13 protein-coding genes are annotated in these 19,901 nt (G+C 71.7%); 3 read left to right on the top strand and 10 right to left on the bottom strand.

The window, feature by feature from the left end; genetic code table 11:
• The first annotated feature begins 15 nt into the window (after window positions 1-15).
• Window positions 16-5,805: a TIR domain-containing protein gene (locus ACPXCB_RS25450; protein ID WP_425878090.1), complete on the top strand. Its 5,790-nt coding sequence runs from the start codon at window positions 16-18 to the stop codon at window positions 5,803-5,805.
• Between the two features lie 137 nt (window positions 5,806-5,942).
• Here ACPXCB_RS25450 and ACPXCB_RS25445 read toward each other — a convergent pair whose 3' ends face one another.
• On the bottom strand, window positions 5,943-6,644 hold the full coding sequence (locus tag ACPXCB_RS25445) for a dienelactone hydrolase family protein (protein ID WP_425878088.1): 702 nt from the start codon (window positions 6,642-6,644) through the stop codon (window positions 5,943-5,945).
• A 316-nt stretch (window positions 6,645-6,960) separates the two neighbouring features.
• Here ACPXCB_RS25445 and ACPXCB_RS25440 point away from each other — a divergent pair, with 316 nt between their 5' ends.
• Complete coding sequence (locus ACPXCB_RS25440) at window positions 6,961-7,428, top strand: NUDIX hydrolase (protein WP_225851927.1); 468 nt, start codon at window positions 6,961-6,963, stop codon at window positions 7,426-7,428.
• Window positions 7,429-7,431: 3 nt separating this feature from the next.
• Here ACPXCB_RS25440 and ACPXCB_RS25435 read toward each other — a convergent pair whose 3' ends face one another.
• From ACPXCB_RS25435 to ACPXCB_RS25400, 8 genes are read right to left on the bottom strand one after another with little or no spacing between them, the layout of a single operon-like run.
• Complete coding sequence (locus ACPXCB_RS25435) at window positions 7,432-8,259, bottom strand: HAD hydrolase family protein (protein ID WP_425878086.1); 828 nt, start codon at window positions 8,257-8,259, stop codon at window positions 7,432-7,434.
• Complete coding sequence (locus ACPXCB_RS25430; RefSeq protein ID WP_425878085.1) at window positions 8,252-9,457, bottom strand: hypothetical protein; 1,206 nt, start codon at window positions 9,455-9,457, stop codon at window positions 8,252-8,254. Before ACPXCB_RS25430 ends, ACPXCB_RS25435 begins: the two co-directional genes overlap by 8 nt.
• Window positions 9,454-10,086, bottom strand: coding sequence for a class I SAM-dependent methyltransferase (locus ACPXCB_RS25425; protein WP_425878083.1), 633 nt, complete (start codon window positions 10,084-10,086; stop codon window positions 9,454-9,456). The genes ACPXCB_RS25430 and ACPXCB_RS25425 overlap by 4 nt, the downstream gene beginning before the upstream one ends.
• Window positions 10,070-11,185 carry a hypothetical protein gene (locus ACPXCB_RS25420; protein ID WP_425878082.1) on the bottom strand — a complete coding sequence of 372 codons (1,116 nt, stop codon included), beginning with the start codon at window positions 11,183-11,185 and terminating at the stop codon, window positions 10,070-10,072. Before ACPXCB_RS25420 ends, ACPXCB_RS25425 begins: the two co-directional genes overlap by 17 nt.
• Window positions 11,169-12,251: a monodechloroaminopyrrolnitrin synthase PrnB family protein gene (locus ACPXCB_RS25415; RefSeq protein WP_425878081.1), complete on the bottom strand. Its 1,083-nt coding sequence runs from the start codon at window positions 12,249-12,251 to the stop codon at window positions 11,169-11,171. The genes ACPXCB_RS25420 and ACPXCB_RS25415 overlap by 17 nt, the downstream gene beginning before the upstream one ends.
• A complete protein-coding gene (locus ACPXCB_RS25410) occupies window positions 12,248-14,629 on the bottom strand; it encodes a pyridoxal phosphate-dependent decarboxylase family protein (RefSeq protein ID WP_425878079.1) in 2,382 nt (793 codons plus the stop codon). Before ACPXCB_RS25410 ends, ACPXCB_RS25415 begins: the two co-directional genes overlap by 4 nt.
• Entirely contained in the window at window positions 14,622-15,713 is a 1,092-nt protein-coding gene (locus ACPXCB_RS25405) for an NAD(P)-dependent oxidoreductase (protein WP_425878078.1), read from the bottom strand. The genes ACPXCB_RS25410 and ACPXCB_RS25405 overlap by 8 nt, the downstream gene beginning before the upstream one ends.
• The gene (locus ACPXCB_RS25400) at window positions 15,710-16,753 is read right to left on the bottom strand and encodes an aldo/keto reductase (protein ID WP_425878076.1); all 1,044 of its coding nucleotides are present in this window, start codon (window positions 16,751-16,753) and stop codon (window positions 15,710-15,712) included. The genes ACPXCB_RS25405 and ACPXCB_RS25400 overlap by 4 nt, the downstream gene beginning before the upstream one ends.
• Window positions 16,754-17,186: 433 nt before the next feature.
• Here ACPXCB_RS25400 and ACPXCB_RS25395 point away from each other — a divergent pair, with 433 nt between their 5' ends.
• Window positions 17,187-18,248 carry a nucleotidyltransferase family protein gene (locus ACPXCB_RS25395; protein WP_425878074.1) on the top strand — a complete coding sequence of 354 codons (1,062 nt, stop codon included), beginning with the start codon at window positions 17,187-17,189 and terminating at the stop codon, window positions 18,246-18,248.
• 66 nt (window positions 18,249-18,314) lie between these two features.
• Here ACPXCB_RS25395 and ACPXCB_RS25390 read toward each other — a convergent pair whose 3' ends face one another.
• Window positions 18,315-19,895, bottom strand: coding sequence for a hypothetical protein (locus tag ACPXCB_RS25390; protein WP_425878072.1), 1,581 nt, complete (start codon window positions 19,893-19,895; stop codon window positions 18,315-18,317).
• Window positions 19,896-19,901 lie beyond the last annotated feature (6 nt).

The following is a 19,901-nucleotide window of genomic DNA, read 5'->3' as shown; positions in this document are numbered from 1 at the left end:
GGTCATAATGGCGAGGTGGCTGTAGGCGCGCAACCGACCCGGTCCGACCGCCCCATCGACTTCTTCGTCAGCTACTCGCCCGCCGACGAGCGCTGGGCGACGTGGTTGGCGTGGGAGTTCGAGGCCGCCGGCTACCGCACGATGCTCCAGGCGTGGGACTTCGTGGCCGGCACCAACTTCATCGACTTCATGGACCGGGGGGTCCGGGAGGCCGCGGTCGTGGTGGCCGTCCTGTCCGAACGCTACCTGCACTCCACGTACGGCAAGCTCGAGTGGCAGGCAGCGCTGCGTGCCGATCCGGACGGCACCGGCAACAAACTGGTCACCGTCCGGGTGGAGGACTGCCCGATCGACGGCCTGCTCGCCACCATCACGTACGTCGACCTGGTGGGGGTCACCGACCCGGTGCAGGCGCGTACCCGGGTGCTGGACCGGATCCGGGAGGCGCTCGACGGCCGCGCGAAACCCGTCCGGCAACCCGCCTTCCCGCACCATCCGGCCGACCCGGCCGGGGTGCTCTCCGCGCCCGTCGCCGGCCCGCCCGCGCCGCGCCGGGCCCGCCGTACGCCGATCAACCCGCCACCGTTCCCCACCGCCCCGGCGACGGTGCCGACCTCGCGGACGGCGCTGACCGTGCTCCAGGTGACCGGACCGCGGTTCGGTCGGGGCATGATCGAGCCGGGCGCCCCGGTCACCCCCGGGGAGCTCCAGGAACACCTGATGGGTGATCTGACCCTGCTGATGAACGACGAGGTCCCCCGACCCGACCTGTTGGTGGTGGCGGGCAACCTGACCGAGTCCGGCAGCCCCCGCGAGTTCTCCGACGCGCTGAGTTTCCTCACCGGGCTGCGGGTGCTGCTCGGGTTGGAGCCGCACCGCCTGGTCGTGGTGCCCGGCCCGCGCGACGTGACCATGGCCGCGAGTCGGGCGTACTTCGCCACCTGCGAGGCGGACGACGTCGACCCGCAGCCGCCGTACTGGCCGAAGTGGCGGCACTACGCGCGGCTCTTCGACGACCTCTACCAGGGTCTCGAGGACCGGCTCTTCGACAGCGAGCAACCGTGGACCCTGTTCCCGGTGCCGGACCTGCGGGTGGTGGTGGCCGGGTTGAACTCCACCGTCGCCGTCACCCACCGCGAGGAGGACCGCTACGGCTTCCTCGGCGAGGCCCAGTCCACCTGGTTCGCCCAGCGGCTGCGTCACTACCAGCAGTCCGGCTGGCTGCGGCTGGGCGCGATGGCGCACGCCCCCGGCCCGCGCACCCCGTACGCCGACGAGGTCGCGGTCCCGGACGGGGTGACGCTGCGCGACCGGGGCTCGTTCAACCGCCTGCTCGGGCCGATGCTCAACCTCCTGCTCTCCGACGCCGTGCCGACCGGTGCCCAGGTCGACCCGGTGGTGCCGCTGGCCACCGCGTCACGCGACGGCCGGGCGCAGGTGCTCCGGCTCGCCGCCGACGGGATGACCCGCTGGGTGCTCGGCCGCGACGACCGGCGCGAGGTGGGCGAGTCGACGGCCGTGCGCTGGCCGCGGGCGGAGGCGACGTTCGGTGCTGTCGGGCCGGCCCAGATTCCCGACCCGCGGCAGCCCACCTCCGCCGAGAGAGCCGTCGGGGACGCGCCGGCCAGCACGCCGGCCGTGCTTCCGGTGGCGCCGCTGGACCGGCTGCTCGACCGGCTGGCCGAGGTCTGCGAGGCGCGCCACGACCGGGTGCTGGTGCGCCGGGTCACGGTCGAGCCGCCGCACCTGTTCGTCACCTACCGCGCCGACGGGGTGGTCCGGCAGCAGCGCGTCGGTGCGTACGTCGGCACCCCGACCGCCACGGACCTCGACCACTTCGCCCGGCGGGTGCACGCCACCGACCCGGACATCGCGTCCGAGCTGGTCTACGACGGCGACCGGGTCCCGCGCGGACTGGCCGAGGAGGCCCAGCGGCGCGGCGTGCGGGTGCTGCACCTGACCGAGTTCCAGGGGCTGCTCGATCTGCGTGAGTACGTCGCCGCGCAGACCGCCCGGTTGCAGGCCGACCGGCTCTACCCGCCCGGCCAGTACGTGCCGCAGCGCTATCGCCACCTGGTCGGCGCCGACCAGCAGGTCCGCGAGGACGTGGTGGACCAGCTGCTCGAGTTCGCCGCCGCGCCGGACGGCCGGTTCGTGCTGGTGCTCGGCGACTTCGGCCGGGGCAAGACGTTCGCGTTGCGCGAGGTGGCCCGCCGGTTGCCGACGGCCGCCCCCGACCTGATCCCGATCCTGGTGGAGCTGCGTGCGCTGGACAAGGCGCACTCGGTCGACGGGCTGGTCGCCGCGCACCTGGCCAACCACGGGGAGCAGGTGATCGACCTGAAGGCGTTCCGCTACATGCTCCGGCAGGGGCGGATCGTCCTGCTCTTCGACGGCTTCGACGAGTTGGTGGCCCGGGTCACCTACGACCGGGCGGCGGACCACCTGGAGACGCTGCTCCAGGCGGCCGAGGGAAACGCCAAGATCATCGTTAGCAGTCGCACCCAGCACTTCAAGACCAACTCGCAGGTGCTCACCGCCCTCGGTGAGCGGGTGGGCATGCTGCCGCACCGGCGGGTACTGGCCGTCGAGGACTTCACCCCCGGGCAGATCGAGACCTTCCTGCGGCACCGCTACGGCGGGGACGAGCAGGCGGCCCGGGAGCGGATGAACCTGCTCGGCGGGGTGCGGGACCTGCTCGGTCTCTCTCGTAACCCGCGCATGCTCGGCTTCATCGCCAACCTCGACGAGGGACGGCTGAGCGCCGTGGCCGGTGCGGGCGGCACGTTCAGCGCGGCCGCGCTCTACCGGGAGATCCTGGAAGCCTGGCTGGACTTCGAGGAGCGGCGTACCCAGGGCGTGCCGGGTGTGCCGGTCAGCCTGCGCCGTCCCGAGCTGTGGCGCGCGGTGAGCCGGTTGGCCTTCCAGCTCTGGGAGAGCGGGGAGTCGTACCTGCGCCTGGCCGAGCTGGCCGAGGCCGCCGGGCAGTTGGCCGGGCTGGCAGAGTCCCAGCTCTCCGGATCGCAGGCGACGCACGCCGTGGGCGCGGGCAGTCTGCTGGTCCGCACCGACGACGGCCTGTTCGGCTTCATCCACACCTCCGTGATGGAGTGGCTGGTCGCCGCCGGGACCGCCGCACAGCTCAATCAGGGCGAGGAACCGTCGGCCCTGGCGGCGCGCCCGCTGTCGACGCTGGCCGTGGAGTTCCTCGGCGACCTCGCCGACCCGGCCCGCTGCACCGCCTGGACGTCCCGCGTGCTCGGCGACGAGGCAGCCGGCGAGACGGTTCGGGCCAACGCGTTGCGGCTCAGCGCCCGGCTGCGGCTGCCGGACCGGGCCGACCTCCGTGGCGCGGTGCTGCGCGGTGAGGACCTGTCCCACCGGGAGCTGGCCGAGGCGGACCTGACCGGCGCGGACCTGACCGACACCCGCCTGGTCGCCACCAACCTGACCGGGGCCCGGCTGACCCACGCCCGGTTACGCGGCGCCCGCCTGGACCAGGCTCGCCTCACCGGAGCCGACCTGAGCGGGGCCGATCTGGCCGGAGCCCGACTGTTCCGCGCCGACCTGCGCGACGTGCGGGTGGCCGGCAGCAGTTGGCACCGGGCCGCGCTGATCGACGTGAGCGCCCACCCGGCGCTGCTGCGCGCGCCGGAGCTGCGCGGCGCCGTGGTCGCCCCGGGCCGTCCGGTGACACCGGGCCTGGCCCCGTCCGCCGTGGGCGTCTCGTACGGCTTCGAGGTGGGCCGGCTGCCGTTGCCGGCGGCGTACAGCCCCGACGGCACGGTGCTCGCCGTGGGCAGCGACGACGGAGGGGTGCTGATCTGCGACACCACCACCGGCCTTCCGGTGCGGACCCTGCAGGGCCACCGGGGACGGGTGTACGCGGTCCGATTCGACGCCGCCTCGCATCACCTGGTCACCGGCTCGGCCGACCTCAGCGTACGGCTGTGGGACGCGGACCACGGCGACGTGCGGCACGTGATCGAGGACGTCTTCGCCGGCTGGGTGTGGCCGCTGCTCACCGACGGCGCGCGGGGCCGGTTGGTGGTGGGCGACGCGGCCGGTGTGGTCCGGCTCTACGACACCCGGACCGCCCGGCTGCTCCAGGAATGGCCCGGGCACGCCGCGCCCGTCTGGGGCACCTCGTTCAGCCCGGACGGGCGGCGGGTCGTGGTCGTGGACAGTTCCGGCGCGGTCCGTGGCTGGGACATCGCCTCGGGCGACCTCGCCTTCGAGGTACGGGAGCCGGAGGTGGTCTACCGGGTGGTGCACACCCCGGACGGTCGGTCGCTGGTCGCCGTCGGACAGCACGGCCGGGTGTGGATCCGCCGGGCCGCCGACGGGGAGCTGCTGCGCCAGCCGCGCGGCCACGAGGCCGACGTCTACGCCCTCGACGTGCACCCCGACGGTGGGCTGATGGCAACCGGCGACACGCATGGCGCGCTGCGGCTGTGGGAGGTGGAGACCGGCCGCTCGGTCCGGGTGCTGGACCGGCAGCGTGGCGCGATCTACAGCGTCCGGTTCAACGCCGACGGCACCATGCTCGCCACGGCCGCCAGCGACGGCGCGATCCAGCTCTGGACCACCGCCGACGGCCAGCTCCGGCACGAGCTGAGCCGGCACCGCGGCTCGGTCTGGCCGGTGGTGTGGCGGCCGGACCAGGCCCAGGTGGCGACCAGCAGCAACGACGGCACCACCCGCCTCTGGGACACGCGGACCGGGCAGCTTCAGCACACCCTGCGTGGGCACGGGCGGCGGGTCACCTCGCTGTCCTTCCGTGACGACGGCGAGGTGCTGGCCGCCTGCGGCAACGACGGTGTGGTGCGGCTGTGGGAGCCACGCACCGGGCGGCTGGTCCGGCAGTTCGCCAGCCCGGCCGACCGGCTGCTCTCCGCCGTGTTCTGCCCGGGTGAGCCGCTGGTCGCCGCACCGAGCGGGGACGGCGGCGTACACCTGTGGAACACCGACACCGGGGTCGACGAACGCGAGCTGAACGTGGACACCGACCATGTCTGGGCGGCCGCGTTCAGCCCGGACGGCGATGCGCTGGCCACCGCCAACGACGATGACACGGTCCGACTGTGGTACCGGCGTACCGGCCGGCACTTCGCCACCCTCACGCCGCACCGGGGCCGGGTCCGGGCGGTGGCGTTCAGCCCGGACGGCGAGGCCATCGCCACCGGCTGCGACGACCACCTCGTCCGGCTCTGGGACGCGGCCACCGCGACCTGTCGCCACACGTTGGAGCTGCACACCGACCGCGTGTACGCGGTGTGCTTCAACAGCGAGGGGACGCTGCTCGCCAGCGCGAGCAACGACGGTACCGCCGTGGTGTGGGACGCGCTCACCGGCGAACGACGCGCGGTGCTCACCGGGCACACCGGCCGGCTCTGGTCCTGCGCGTTCAGCCCGAACGGCGCGCTGCTCGCCACCGCCGGGGACGACCTGATCATCCGGCTGTGGGATCCGGGCACCGGTCGGCTGCACGGCACCCTGGCCGCGCACACCCGGCGGGTCTGGTCGGTGGCGTTCAGCCCGGACAGCAGCATGCTCGCCAGCGCCGGTGACGACGGCACCGTCCGGCTCTGGGACGTCGTGGACCCGGAGCACGCTCAGTTGCGCGCCACCCTGATCGGCCTGCCGGACGGCTGGGCTGCGGTCAGCCCGGACGGGCGCTACAAGCTGGACGGTGATCCGGGCGGTCAGTTCTGGCACGTCATCGGCACCTGCCGGTTCGAGGTGGGCGAGCTGGACCCCTACCTGACGCAGGTGCGTCGACTCCCGGTGGACGCCCCGTTCTGACCGGTCGGACCCGTCGACGTGCCCGCTCAGGTCGTCGTCAGCCAGTCGGTGCGGCGTCGACGTCAGCCACCAAGCCCCGCTCGACCGGCTGCTGCCGCGGTGTCGATCGAGCGGGACGTCGGCGGATGCGATGCCGGTCAGCGCGGCATGAGGTGGCGGGTGAAGAACCGGACCGCGCTGTCCAGTTCATGTTCCGGGAGCCGGTCGCCGTGTCGGCCCGGGTTGGCGTGCAACGTCTTCTCGGCCGAGCCGAACGCGTCGAACAGGGCCAGGCTCTGCTCGCGGGGCACCCGCTCGTCGTCCCACTGGACCAGGAACTCGACCGGCACGGTGATCTGTGCGGCGGCTGCGGTGGAAGTCGGGGCCGCGGCGCCGCCCAGGCCCAGCACCGCCGCGCGGACCCGGGGCTCAGCGGCCACGAACGGCACGCCGAGCCCGCATCCCAGTGACACTCCCCAGTAGCCGACGGGTTCCGACCCGAGGTGATCCAGGACGGCCTGCCACTCCGGTACGGTCTGCTCGGCGACCAGGGCCTGGAATTCGGCGAGCAGCGGGGCCAATTCGTCGCCGGAGTCGACGCGGGCTTGGATCTCGGTGGCGATGTGCTGGTAACGGTCGTCGGTCGGCCGGTCGCCGTGGTTCGGAACGTCCACGCAGACGGCCGTGAATCCGCTGGTCACGAAGCGGTGGGCGCGGTGCAGGATGCCGGGGGCGGTCTTGTGCTGGCCGCCGCCGTGGCCGAGGAGGATCAGTGGGCGAGGGGCGGTGGTGTCGTCGCCCGGGGTCCACCTGACAGCGGGAACGCCACCGACGGTGAAGAACTCTTCGTGGATGTGCATCGGGAACGAGGGCCTTTCGGGGGTGCCTTTGCGGGCGCTCCCTAGACCATGCGGGGCAGGGAGTCCCGACCTGTCACAGCGTTGATCGGACTCACCTCCTCGGTCGGCAACCATGCACGGCAGGGTCGACCGTACACGAGCTGTCGCCAAGCCGGAGTGGAGTGCTCCCCTGAAGCGGCATCACCCCCGGTCACCGCCCGATGCGGTGCCGGCAACGTGCACGCCCGGGGAGTGTCACCACCGGGCGGACCAGTAGGATTCTCTGCTTATGACCTCTGTTGAATCTGAAGCGCCGACGCGGGCGCCTGTTTCTCGCGTGCAGCTTGTCATCGGCATCGTCCGGCGAGGCGACGAGATCCTGCTCGTGCGGGAGAGCCTCGGCGCGAACGGCGAGATGCTCTGGTCGCTCCCCGGCGGCGGCGTCCAGGACGGCGAGGTCTTCCACGAGGCGCTGCGGCGGGAGATGCAGGAGGAGACCGGCCTGGTGGTCGGCGACCCGGTTGCCACCGCGTTCGTGATGCACATCGACTCCGAGCGGTACCCGTCGGCACTGGCGATCGCGTTCGAGATCAACGACTGGGAGGGCGAGACCCTGCCGGAGGACGACGAGATCGCCGAGGCGGCGTTCTTCCCGCTGCCGGAGGCCCTCAAGCTGATCGGGCAGCTCGAAAGCGACAACCAGCGGGAGCCGATCCTCGGTTACCTGACCGGTGAGGTGCCGGCCGGCACCACCTGGATCTGGCGGAACCGGGACGACCGGGAGGTCCTGCTCGGGCGCTGGTGACCGTCAGTGCGCGCAATCCTCCACGACGTCGGGCCGGTCACGCCGGACGAGCGTGTCCGGGTGGAAGGCGGCCAGGAAGTCTCCGATCGGGCCCGACAGCCGCATCGTCGCGCGTGCAGCGGCGTCGGCGTGGCTGTCGGCCACCGCGACCCCGACCGCCGCAGACGCCAGCAGGCACCGGTCGTTGCGCCCGTCGCCGAACGCGATGACCCGCTTCAGGTCGGCCTCACCGGCCTGCTCGGCCAGCAACGCCGTCACAGCGGCGGTCTTGCAGGTCCCCGCAGGCCGCAGCAGCTTCGCCGCGGTGCCGGCGAACGGGATCGCCTCGACCGCACCGCCCAACAGCCCCTCGGGCAGCGGCACACGATCCAGCACCAGCACCGAGCCGACCTGCGCTCTCCCGCCGAGCTGCGGGTCGACCTCGATGGACGATCGGGGCAGCCGGTGTGCCATGGCGAACCACGTGGACGCCCGCCGGGACGTCGCGACATAGCGGTGATCCAGCTCCGCGACCAGCTCGCTGAACCCTGCGGCGAGCAGCGCTGGCACCACCTCGCTGGGCAGCGCGCGACGGTATGTCGCCCGGGCGGCGGCACGGTCGTACTCGACGTTGCCGTTGTCGAGCAGCAGGCGGGGCCCGAACAGTTCGAGGAGGCGCTCGGGTAGACCGAGTGCCGTGAACAGCACCGTCGAACGTCCTGTCACCAGCAGGAGTGTCAGACCGCGGTCGCGCAGCCGGGCGAGCCCTTCGATCGTGCCAGGAAACGGCACACCGCGCTCGTCGACCAGCGTGCCGTCCAGGTCGAACGCGGCGAAGGCGAGGTCAGGCACGCAGCGTTCCGAGCGCCTCGCGAATGGCGCTGGACAGATTCACCAGCGTGTTGCGGGTGCCGAGCTCGGCGACCAGGATCGGCAACCGCATGAGTGCCTCGAACGTCCGCCCCGCCAGGGCGCCGATCTCGTCGTGGTCGCGGGTGCGGGCATGCAGCCAGTCCTCGACGAACACGTCGTCGTCCGGAGTCATCAGCTGTTCGGTGAGCACTTCGCGCGCCTGGTCCGGATCGACCCGACGCACGCTGAGCACTGCGGAGTCCTTCGTCACGCGGGGCAGCACGATGGCGGTCAGCGGCACCGAGGGAACCAGGGGGGTGCCGGTGCGCGCACGCCACTCGACGGGCAGCAGGTTCAGCTTGGAGTCTCCGCAGAAGCTCTGCCAGTCGCTGGTGACGAAGTCCGGCTGCCGGCGGGCCAGCTGCCAGCTGGTCGCGTCCTTCAGGCCCAGCGCGTGCATGGTGCCGCCGTTGATGCGGATCGGCACCGGCATGCCGCAGGCCGTCACCTGCTCTCCGTCCGCGCGGACCATGACCCGGTCGTTGGCGACGAAGGCGCAGCCGGAGGCAGCGGCCAGGGCCAGGGCGGTGGTGGACTTGCCGGCACCGGAGCGGCCGACCACCACCACGTTGCCCTCGGGGGTGGCCGCGCAGGATGCGTGCAGCCCGGCCCAACCGTCGCTCTCGCCCCGCCGGTAGCCGAACTCGCGCAGGTGCCGAGCCAGCGCCAGGTGGGCGTAGGGGCGCGCGGTCGTGACGAACACCAGGCCGCGCGGGGACTGCACGACGAGGTTGGTGCCGTCGATCTCGTCGGGCTCCGAGACCACGGCGCAGGTCCCGTCGGCCAGCTCGTAGCGGATCCCGGGCGCGGCCACGTGCAGATGCACGGCTTGTCGCCGGACCGCCTGCGCCGCGTAGTGCTCGACCAGCCGGGCGAAGCACGCGTCGGAGACGGCGAGGTTCACGGCGGTCAGCGAACAGGGCGAGAAGTCGTCGGGCAGGTGCTCCCAGATGTCGTTCGCCGGGGTGAACAGGTCGTGCAGGTAGGTGATGGCTCGCGGGTCGGCGCTGCTCACCGCGATCCGTGTCTGGCCCAGCCGGACGATCCCGGCGCGTACGCCGAGCCGTGCCGCCAGCGCGTGCGGATCGGCCAGTTCGGCCGGATCGGTGTCGAGGAGGGTTGCTTCGCTCTGAATCATCGGGTCCCCGTCGGTCGCAGGACGGCCCGCCAGACTGAACGCTGGCCGGGGTCGGCATCGTGGAGGTATTCGAACGGGCCGTCGACGAACTGGAATCCGGCGGTACGGCAGAGCGCGGCGATCCGCTCCGGCGGCAGCAGCGTCATCACCTGTCCGTTGGGGAGCCGGTGGCGGTCGTCGGCGAGCGGGGTGAGCCGGTGGTCCAGGTGCGCCGCGCTGAACAGGTTCAGCGACACCACACCGGTGGTGGCGACGACCCGGCCCAGCTCGCCGATGGCCGCGGAGACCTGTCCCGGCCGGGGCAGGTTGTGCAGGACCCCGTGACACACCACGACCGCGGCCCGCGCGGTGGCCACCGGCAGCGCAGCGACGTCCGCCTGGCAGAAGGCGGCACCGGGGGCGACGCCCTGTGCGCGCAGCACCATCTCGGCGTGCAGGTCGAGTCCGACGACCCGGTAGCCCCGTTCGGCCAGCAGCGGCAGGTTCCGCCCACCACCGCAGCCGACGTCGAGCGCCACCGCGCCGGGGCCGCCCTGCGGCACGATGTCGGCCAGGTATCCCGGCGGCGACGCCGTGGCGAACGCCGTCACCACGTCCGGCCGGTTCCAGTAGTCACCCGTCGCGCGCATGGCGCTTCACCGTGGACTCGTCGATCAGGTAGCCCTGGTCCCACGGCATCGCGCGGAACGTGGTGAGGCCCGCGGCTTCGAAGCCGGCCGCGACGGCGTCGGGCTGCTCGGTGAGGGCGAAGAAGAGCGGCCCGACCGAGGACAGACTGAGCACGGCGGCCTGTCCCGACTCGAACAGCTGCCGCACCTGCTCCGCGTACTCCAGCAGGCGGGGGTGCGAGAAGGCGCAGTTGCGGATGCTGCCCATCTCGAACCGGTAGTCGAAGACGAGTTGCCCGAGGGTGCGCGGAGTGCCGGTGACCAGGTCGGGCCAGCACTCGTGCAGCAACCGGTAGGCGATCTCCGGCGCGTACCGACGGCCGGTCTCCAGGAACCCGTCGAAGTTCTCCGCCTCGGCGCGAAGGCTCTCCGAGGCGTCCCAGCTGCGCAGGTCCGGTGGTACGGCGAGCACGATCGTGTGCCCGGCCGGCGCGGGGGCCGCCAGCAGCGCTACCGCGTTTCCGGAGACCACCTGGATCGCGCCGGGTACCAGACCGGCGGCGGCTGAGCCGCCGATGCACTGGACCGGCATGATCTCGTCGTCGCTGCCGTCGATCTCCTCGCCGTGGTTCTCGACCAGCAGCCGCATCAGTGTCCGGTGGTCCAGCGGCCGACCGCACAGTTCGTTGATCGCCGCCGCCACGGCCGCGAGGACGGCGCTGCTGCTGCCGAGACCGACGTGCGGAGGCAGCGGGTGCGAGCGGATCGTGATCCGCATTCCGCCGGTGAGGCCCAGGACCTGGCGCATCAGCAGCGCGGCGTGGCGCCCCAGGACCGGCCGGGCACTGTCGGCGGTGATCTCGACACCGTCGCCGGACGCCGTGGCCTGGACCTCGACGCTCGTGAAGAGGTCCGTGACGAAGACCAGTTCACCGGCGGGGTAGGAGCCGGCGCCGGGCAGCACCTTGCTCGGGTCCAGTGCCATCGCGTTCAACCGGTTCGGGTAGCGCAGGCGCACCCGGCCCTCGATGGCGGCGGCGGGTGGCACGGACGGGACTGCGCCGCGCACCGAACCCACCCGTACGGGGGCGAAGCCCGCCACACTACCGGTCGCGGTCATCGGCGCTTCCTCTCGGCTGTCGGGGCGACGGCAGGTTCGCCGCGGCCTTGGACGTGGTGATCTCGATGAGGTGGTCGAGGGCCTCGACGGTGTACCCGCCGCTGCCCAGCGAGCCTTCGGCCCGGATGGCCATGTTGGCCCGGGCCACCTGGCGGTGGGGGTAGCGGAAGCGCAGGATGCGCTTGAGCAGCGCGGCGTACTCCGCGCGCACCCGGGGCGACTCGAGCAGGCAGCGCAGCAGCGGCGAGTTGCCGCTGCGGTACGCCAGGAGCGTGTCGTCGCACACCGCCCGGTGGATGGGCGGCAGGTAGAGCACGTTCTCCACGAGATAGTCGTCGTGCCACGCGCCGAGCTGGCCCGGTTCCCTCGGCGCGAGCAGCAGCACGTCGAGGACGAGCAGTGGCATCTGGGCGCCGCCGGGACCCATGTAGGACCGCCCCCCGATGTCCATCGACGGGAAGTAGGGCCGTAGCCGGTGCGAGAAGTAGTCGGGGGTGATCGTCCGCTGGACCGTACGCAGGTTCTTCCGCAGGACCTCGACCCCGTCGTGCACCTGGCCGAGTGCGGCGAGGAGCACGTCCTCGTCGAGGTCGGCGCGGTCGCGGCAGGCGGCCAGGTCGTCGACGGCCAGGTTCAGCGCCTGGGTCGCGGCGACGACCGAGTCGATGAACACGTGCTCTTCGTCGCTGAGCAGGAAGCCGCGGCGGCGGGGGCCGACCGGGTTGCGCGTGGTGTAGCTGTACACGGTGTCGCGGGGGACCTCGTCGGCGACGGCGGCCAGGCGCAGGAGTGTCAGCTCGATGCCGTGCAGGTCGGCGTCCGGATCGTGCCGGACGAGTGACGCGGCGAGGAAGCCCAGGTCACGCAGGGCGGCCCGGGCCGTGTGGACGTCAGTCGTATCGAAGTCGGCGCTGAGATCGGCCAGCGCGTCGACCATCCACGCCGTGTCGGCGCGCTCGTTGGCGGCGGGCAGTTCGGCGAGGACGTCGTCGGCGCGGAGCGGGTCCATCGCGGCCACGGCGAGGTCGTCGGCGTTCTGGTTGGCGCCGATGAAGGAAGTGGTCATGCCGCGACCCCGATCGCGGTGGCCAGGACCGTCTCGGTTCCGCCGTCCGTGCTCCGTACCGCCGCGTGCGCCCGGATCAGGTCGGCGCCGTGATCGGCGACGGCGACGACGTCGTCGACACGCAGCCGTTCCGGTTCGGAGACGTCGAAGACGGGCAGGAGGCGGGCCATGCGCCGGCCCACACCAGTGTCGACCGCCATCCGGGTACGCCGTCCGGCAGGCAGCGACGCGGTGGTCACGACAAGCTCGCCGGCGCTCCCGGACACGTCGGGTACGCACCGGCCGACCAGGCCCGACCGGGCGACCAGCGCGTCCGTCGCCGACGCGGCGACCAGGTCGGACAACCGCCAGGCGTCCGCCGATCGGGCGCCCACCACGACCGTGCACTCGATGTCGAAGAAGCGGTTCGGGAACCGCTGGTACTCCTGCCGTAGCAGGTGTGTCCGCCGGGGCAGCAGCGGATCGCCGCTGACCCGGAGCATGTCCAACCGGGCCGGGCGGTCGTCGTCGGCGAGTTCGACGGTGCACTCGAACGACGTGTCGATGGAGAACGAGTACTCGTCGCTGTGGGCGCGCCGCCGGAAGCCACGCGCGCTCTTACCGAGCTTCACCACGACGCGGTCCCGGAAACACTGGACCTCGTCGGTGAACTCGCCCTCGCCGAACTTGTACTCCAGCGACCGGAACTCGCCCGTGCTCTCCAGGTTCATCAGCACCCGCTCGCCGGGGTCACCGGTGCCGACGCAGAAGTGCACGCCCCCGACCAGGGACAGCTTCTGCTGCGACCGGTCGAGCACTTCGACGTAGTAGTCGGCGGTCCGCACGCCGAACAGCTCGTTGCCGAACGGGTCGGCGAGATCCGGGGCGTACACGTGCGCCTGGCGACCCGTCGCGGTCTCGCCCCATTCACGCACCTGCAGGGGTTCGCCGGTGGCGGAGCGGTGCAGGAAGGTGTGGAAGGAATACCCGGGCTCGTCCGGATCACGGCGGCCCGGCGGATGCACGATGTAGTGCCGGAAGCAGTCGGTGTCGGCGGCGATGTCACGCAACTGCTCCGGCACACCGGCGTCGGCCTTCCCGCGCCCGGGCCTGGCACGTTCCGCCCTGGCCTGCGCGACCGCCTGGGACAACCCGGTGGCGAACCGGGCGATCTGCTCGTCGGTGAGGCTGTGTCCGGCGTAGAAGTGGTGGTAGCTGCGGCGTCCGCCCTGCGGTGCGGGCGCGCTGACCGCGAGGAGCCGGTAGCGCTCGGTGAAATCCTTTGGCAGCAGCCCGTCCGGTGTGGAGAAGCCGGCCACGACGACAGGTGAGGCGGGTGCCGGCCGGATCTCCGCCTCCGGGTCGGCGGCACGGATCGCGTCGGCGATCAGGTCCCGGCGACGCAGGCACTCCTGGATCGCCGCGGTGAAACCGGAGTGGCCGAGGCCGAAGATGGTGGCCCACAGCGCGGCGGCCGCGGCGCCGGGGCGGGACCCGGTCAGGGTCGAGTCGACGATCCCGGTGACCGGACTCGCCTCGGTGACGTGTCCCAGCAGGCCCTTGCGTACGAGCAGCACCCCGCACGAGTACGGCAGCAGCCCCGACTTGTGCGGGTCCAGGGCCATCGCGTGCACGCCGACGTTGCGGAAGTCGAAGGCCAGCGCGGGATCGCTGAACGGGAAGATGAAGCCGCCGTGAGCCGCGTCGACGTAGCAGAAGAACCGCACCTGATCGGCGAGCTGCACCGCGCGGCGCCGCAGCAGCGCGGCGAGCTGATCGACCGGGTCGCACAGGCCGCTGTTGTAGTAGCCGGCCGTCAGCGCCACGATGATGCCGGTCGCGCCGCCGGCGACCGCAGCCTCGACGGCCTGCGCCAGCTGCTCCGGCTCGATGACCCAGCTCGGGCCGGGTGCGATCGTGCGCAGGTCGAGGCCGAGGACCTCGGCGGCCTTGGTGACGGAGTGGTGGGCGAACTCGCTGGTGATGAGGGTGACGCGCGACGACGCGTCGGCCCGGACGGCATTGCGTCCGATCCGCAGTCCCTGCAGCACCGCCTCGGTGGCGCCCGAGGTGATGTAGCCGTCGGCCGAGTCGGCGTGCAGCAGGCCGGCGAGGCCCAGCAGAGCTTCGCGTTCGAGCCGCCGGGTGCCGGCGCGCCCGGCGCCGAAGGGGGTGTGTACTCCGACGTTGTTGCTGTTGAGCGCCAGGAACCGGGTCCAGGCGGAGAGGGCCACCTCGTGCGGGGCCGACATGGCGAAGCCCAGCCGGGTCACCGTGGGATCGTCCCAACCGGTCGTCTCCGCGTAGGCGCGGTCGAGGCCGGCGGTCAGCTCGCTCGGGCTCAGCCCGGCGGCCGGGAACGTGTCGCTGATCGTCCAGCCGTTCTCCTGGTCACCCACCGGTACCGTCCTTGCCGTGCCGGGCGGCCGGCGTTCGGCCGAGTCGGACCTGCAGTCGCTGGGGCGTCAGCGGGTGGCGCGGCTGTTCTCCCGCCAGTACGCGCAGGATGTCGTCGGCGACGATGTCGGCGACCGCGATGTTGGCGTCCCTGGTGCGTCCCGCGATGTGCGGCAGGTGGACCACGTTGTGCCTACCGATCAAGGGATCGCCCTCCGGCAGCGGTTCGACGTCGTACACGTCCGCGGCCCAGGCCAGTTCGTCGGCGAGTACCCGCTCCCGCAGCGCTGCGGCATCGATCGCGGCGGCTCGGGTGATGGTCACGACGAGCGCGCCCTGCCGCAGGGCGAAGACGTGGTCGCGGTCGACCACACCGGTGACGCTGGGGGTGTCCGGTGCCGCGACGACGAGGATCTCGGAGTCCCGTACCAGCCGGTCGAGGTCCACCGACTCCGCCGAGACCTCGGCGAAGCGCTGCGGGGAGCGGAACGGGTCGTACGCCAGCACGGTCGCGCCGAGCATGGCGCACCAGCTGGCGATGCGACCGCCGATCTCGCCGACCCCGATGATGCCGACGGTCTTGCCCGCCACGGTGCCGTTGGCGAAGCGCGGATCGTCGCAGAACTGCACGTACGGGTAGTCCCAGGGACGGAAGCCGGTGATGACCTCGTGGTGCCACTGCGGGATGCGACGCAACCCGCACAGGATCAGGCTCAGCCCGCACTCGGCGACCGACTGACCCCAGCCGGGAGTTCCCTCGACGAACGGGATGCCCGCGTCCCACAACGCGTCCATGGCCTCGATCCCGCAGGTGTCGGTTTCGCTGGCTACCACCTTGAGCCGGGTCGCTGCGGCGATCATGTCGTGGGTGAGGTCGCCCCCGAACAGGGCGACCGCGTCGACGTCGGCCCAGTCGACGGCAGCCAGATCGCTTTCGCGTACGTCGACGTAGCGGATGTCGCAGGTCGGGGACAGGCGTTCTTCCAGCCGCTCGCGCAGGAACGCCCAGAATTCCGAGAGCAGACCGTCGTCGGTCAGCAGCACGACGGGTCGGCGGGAGGTGAGGTCGTTCATGCCCTGGCTCAAGATTCCTCGCTGTCACGTGTGCCGCGATGGCCCTGCTCGATGGTCCGGAACCACAGGCTGCTGCCGGGGGCGACGATCGCGTCGACCGCCTGACGGGCCTGTGCGTCGACGGCGGTCTCTGTCGCCTTGAGCGCGAGCGTGAGTTGGTCGAGGGTCCGAGGACCGATGATGGTGCTGGTCACGTCACTGCTGCCGGACAACCACGAGTGGGCGAACTCGGGCAGCGACTGCCCGTGCTCGGCGGCGAGATCCAGCAGCGCGGCCAGGGCACGCTGCACCGGCTCCCAGATCGTGCCGCGTGGTGACCACCATTCGGTGAAGCGGGCGTCGGCGGGTGGCTCCCCGAGGAACCGTTCGCTGAGGTACCCCATCGCCAGCGGGCTGTAGGCGACGAAGCCGACGCCGTACTCGCGGCAGATGGGGAGGATGTCCCGCTCCACCTCGCGTTCGAGCAGGTTGTAGGGCGACTGCTCGGCGATCGGGCCGGGCGTGCCGAGCGAGCCGCGTGCCAGCACGGCCATCTCGACGAGACGCCAGGTCGGCACCACGCCGAGGCCGGCCTGCTCGGCCATCTCCTCCGGGCTCGGCATCGTGGACGTGCCGATGTAGCGGACCTTCCCCTCCCGCACGAGGTCCGCCAGGGCGCCGAGGGTCTCCTCGACGGGCGTCCGTAGGTCGTGCCGGTGCAGGTGGAAGATGTCGATGTGGTCGACGCCCAGGCGGCGCAGGGACCGCTCGCACTCACGCTTGACGGCGTACGCGGAGTTGCCCCAGTCGTTGGGTCCCGGTCCGACCTCGTTGTAGCACTTGGTGGCGATCAGGACGTCGTCGCGGCGGTGACGGATGGCCTTGCCGAGGATCTGTTCGCTGCGGCCGTCCTGGTAGGCGTTGGCGGTGTCGACGAGGTTGACGCCGGCGTCGAGAGCCGTGTGGATGATCTCCTCTGCCGCAGCCTCGTCGGTCGGGCCGCCGAAGTTGAAGGTACCCAGAGTGACCGTGGATACACGCAAACCACTGCGGCCCAGTTGATGGAACTCCATCCACGCCCCCTGCTGTCTCCACCGAACCCAGCGGCCATTGTGCCGCTGACGGTTATAGTGATCAAGATCGGAGCGAGAGTCCACTAATCAGCTGAACGATCGCCGGGCAGCAGTTGAGCGCTGGTCAACCTCCCTGTCGGCCCGAGCCCCGCACCAACGCCTGACCCGGGGGCGGAGCGCACCCCGTCGACAGCGACGCCCTTGCGCGCGTCCGGCCGACAGGCAGGTGAAACGCTTCCCGGAGACCGTTAAGCTTTGCCGCCCGCCCAGGGGACAGCTTTACGCAGAGTGAACTCGTGGCCACTGCGGACGGCTGTCGAGTCAGCGCCGTGCCATGCCGGGGCACCGTCGAGAAGGAGGCCGAATGGCCGAGTTGTCAGCCGAATCGGAGTTGTTGCTCCTGCTCAGCAGGCAGCAGGTGACGGATACGCAAATGGCTCGTGTGCGCACGATCATCAGTCAGGACGCGCCGCGCCTGGACTGGGGGCACTTTGCCGTGCAGGCCGCCAGGCACCGCGTCGCCCCCCTCGTGGGCTGGCATCTCTGGCGCCTGTTGACCACCGAGAGGGTCGCGGGCATCGATTCTCCCGTCGTGCTGCTCCTGTACTCCGCCTACCGGGACACGCAACGTGCCAACGAACTCATGCTCAGTGAGGTCCGGGCGATCAGCGACGCCGCGGCGGACCAGGGAATCACGGTGCTCATGCGCAAGGGCGGCCATCTGGCCTTCGCGGTCTACCAGGAGCCCGGGACGCGACCGATGGGTGACCTGGACGTCCTCGTCACCAGGGAGGAGGCGACCACCCTGGTCAAGGCGCTCGAGGGCCTCGGTTATGTGGAAGGCAACCCGACGCGCGTCGACATCGTCCCGCTGAGCAAGCGGGAGCGGGCCTTCTGGCGGCTGTACGGCAGTGACCTGCCCAAGATGAACAAGTTCGGCGAGTTCCACCGGCCGATCGTCAGCATCGACATCAACGTCTCGCTGGCGCTGCCCGGCAAGGGCTACGACGTTCCGGTCGGTGCCGTCCTGGCGCACGCCGACCGCCACCGGTACGGGGACGCCTCGTTCCTCGTGCCGTCGCCCGAGGACGCGGTCATCGACCTCTCCGCCCACATCTACAAGACCTCGACGACCCTCAGGTTCATGAACCGCGGCAAGCACCGGCAGCTGCTCAAGTACGTCGACATCGCCGAAGTCGTACGCCGTGCCGGCGGGGACCTCTCGTGGGACCTGTTGCTCGAGCGGGTGGACGAGTACGCGGTGGCCGGCCCCGTCTTCTACGGGCTCGCGCACCTGCAGATGCTCTATCCGGACATCGTCCCTGCCGACGCCCTGACCGCGCTGCGGCAACGGTGCCCGGAGCCGGAGCGCCTGCTCAACGAGTACGGCCAGTGGGACCTGCCGGAGCCGCGCGCCTGGCAGCAGGACTTCCTCACCCGGTTCTTCGACCCGGAGGCCGACCGCGACCTGCCCGCCTCGAAGTCACTCGTGTGACGACAGGAGGCGCTTGGGCGATGCCGCCCAGGCGCCTCCTGCATCGCGAGCGACGCGAGGACCGGCCTACCGTTCGGTCTTCCCGGACAGCACCGGCGTGCCCACCCGCCAGGAGCGGAGCATGCGCAGGAACATCAGCCACGGGCCGGTGGCGCTGACGAAGGGCGCGGCGACGAACGTCGCCACGAGCGTCAGCCGCGGACGTCTCCCGGTCAACCAACTGACGGAGCGGTCCTGGCGGTCGATCCCGCCCAGCCGCGGCAGCAGCGCCAACAGCAGGACGGCGGTGACGGGATACGCCACCAGGCCGGCGCCGACGGCGAGCACGGTCCACCAGCCGCCCCCCAGCGCCGTGATCACCAGCCCGGCGGGGATGAGCAGCACGCCGGCGAACCAGATGGCGATGTCGAACAGCTCCTTCGCCACCAGCAGCCACTTGCCCGGCCGGCTGACCGGTGACGGATAGGGGCGGACGTGGTCCAGTTCCCGGGCGACCCCCAGGCTGCCGTAGCAGACATTGGCCCACCCGTTCATCATCGACCTGGTCTGGTAGTAGGGCTCGGTCAGGTTGAAGCTCGGGACCAACGCCTGCTCGACGCCGAGCAGCGAGGCACGGTGCCCGACCGGCTCCTGCATCTCCGGGAACGGGCCGAGCTCGCGCCACGCGCCGAGATGGACGAACGTCCCCGAGCCGATCGCGTAGATCATCGGGCGGAACGGCGCGGCGAGCAGCCGCACCAGGCGCGGGCTGCGGCGCAACAGGTCGTTCTGGAGTATCCGCCCGACCTCGACGGCCAGGCCACGCCGCAGCCAGTACAGCACCTGTCCGCGCATCAGGGCGCCGTCGGCTCCGGGGGCGAAGGGAGCCCGGAACCGCAGCGGCAGCTGCACCTGGTGCAGCAGCGCCGGCGGGCGGCGGCCCGCGGCGACGGCCGCACGCACCAGGTCTCCCACCGCCACGAACGTCTCCCCGTGGGCCACCGCGTCGAAGTCGTAGACGGCCAGGTAGACGCTGTCCGGGTCGACGCCCGGCAACAGCTCGGGCAGCAGCTCCACCGCGTAGTTGAGCTGGGAACCCTTGCGCCCGTCGGTGTGGGGGAAGTGGACGTGGCACGAGCGGTGCGTACCGGGCCTGCCGTTCAACTCGGCGGTGATCTGCCGGCACAGCTCCTCGGTGGTGGGCGTCGCGTCGAAGGCGCGGCGCAGCACGCCGGGCCACTCGTCCGGTGCCGTCCGCTCCAGCTCGTCGAGGGTCGCGGCGATCACCGACGGCGCGAGCACCTTCTCCAGTGCCCGCTCCCGGCTGCCACGCCTGGCCAGACCGTGTAGTTCGGTGACCACGGCGGGCAGGGCCGCCTCCTGGGCGGCACGTTCGGCCGTCTCGCGTTCGCTCGTGATGGCGACCGATATCAACGTCCCGGGATATCGCGCGGTGGCGAACGATTCCAGCGTCTCGCGCACCAGCCGCTGCTCGCGCAGGGCTGGCAGCATGACCACGATGACGGGAAGGTCCGCAGGGGCCGTGGCCGGCGCCGCGGGGCGGTCGCGGACCGCCCGTGCCGCCACGATGATCCAAACGAGTACCCAGACCGCGTGCGCGGCGAACAGGATCGCCACGACGCGGCCCAGCACGGTTATCGTCTGCAAGATGGT

The sequence above is a fragment of the Micromonospora sp. DT62 genome, assembly GCF_049847285.1.
In the GTDB taxonomy this organism is placed as follows: Bacteria; Actinomycetota; Actinomycetes; order Mycobacteriales; family Micromonosporaceae; genus Micromonospora; species Micromonospora reichwaldensis.
This window is presented reverse-complemented; position numbering and strand designations above follow the sequence as displayed.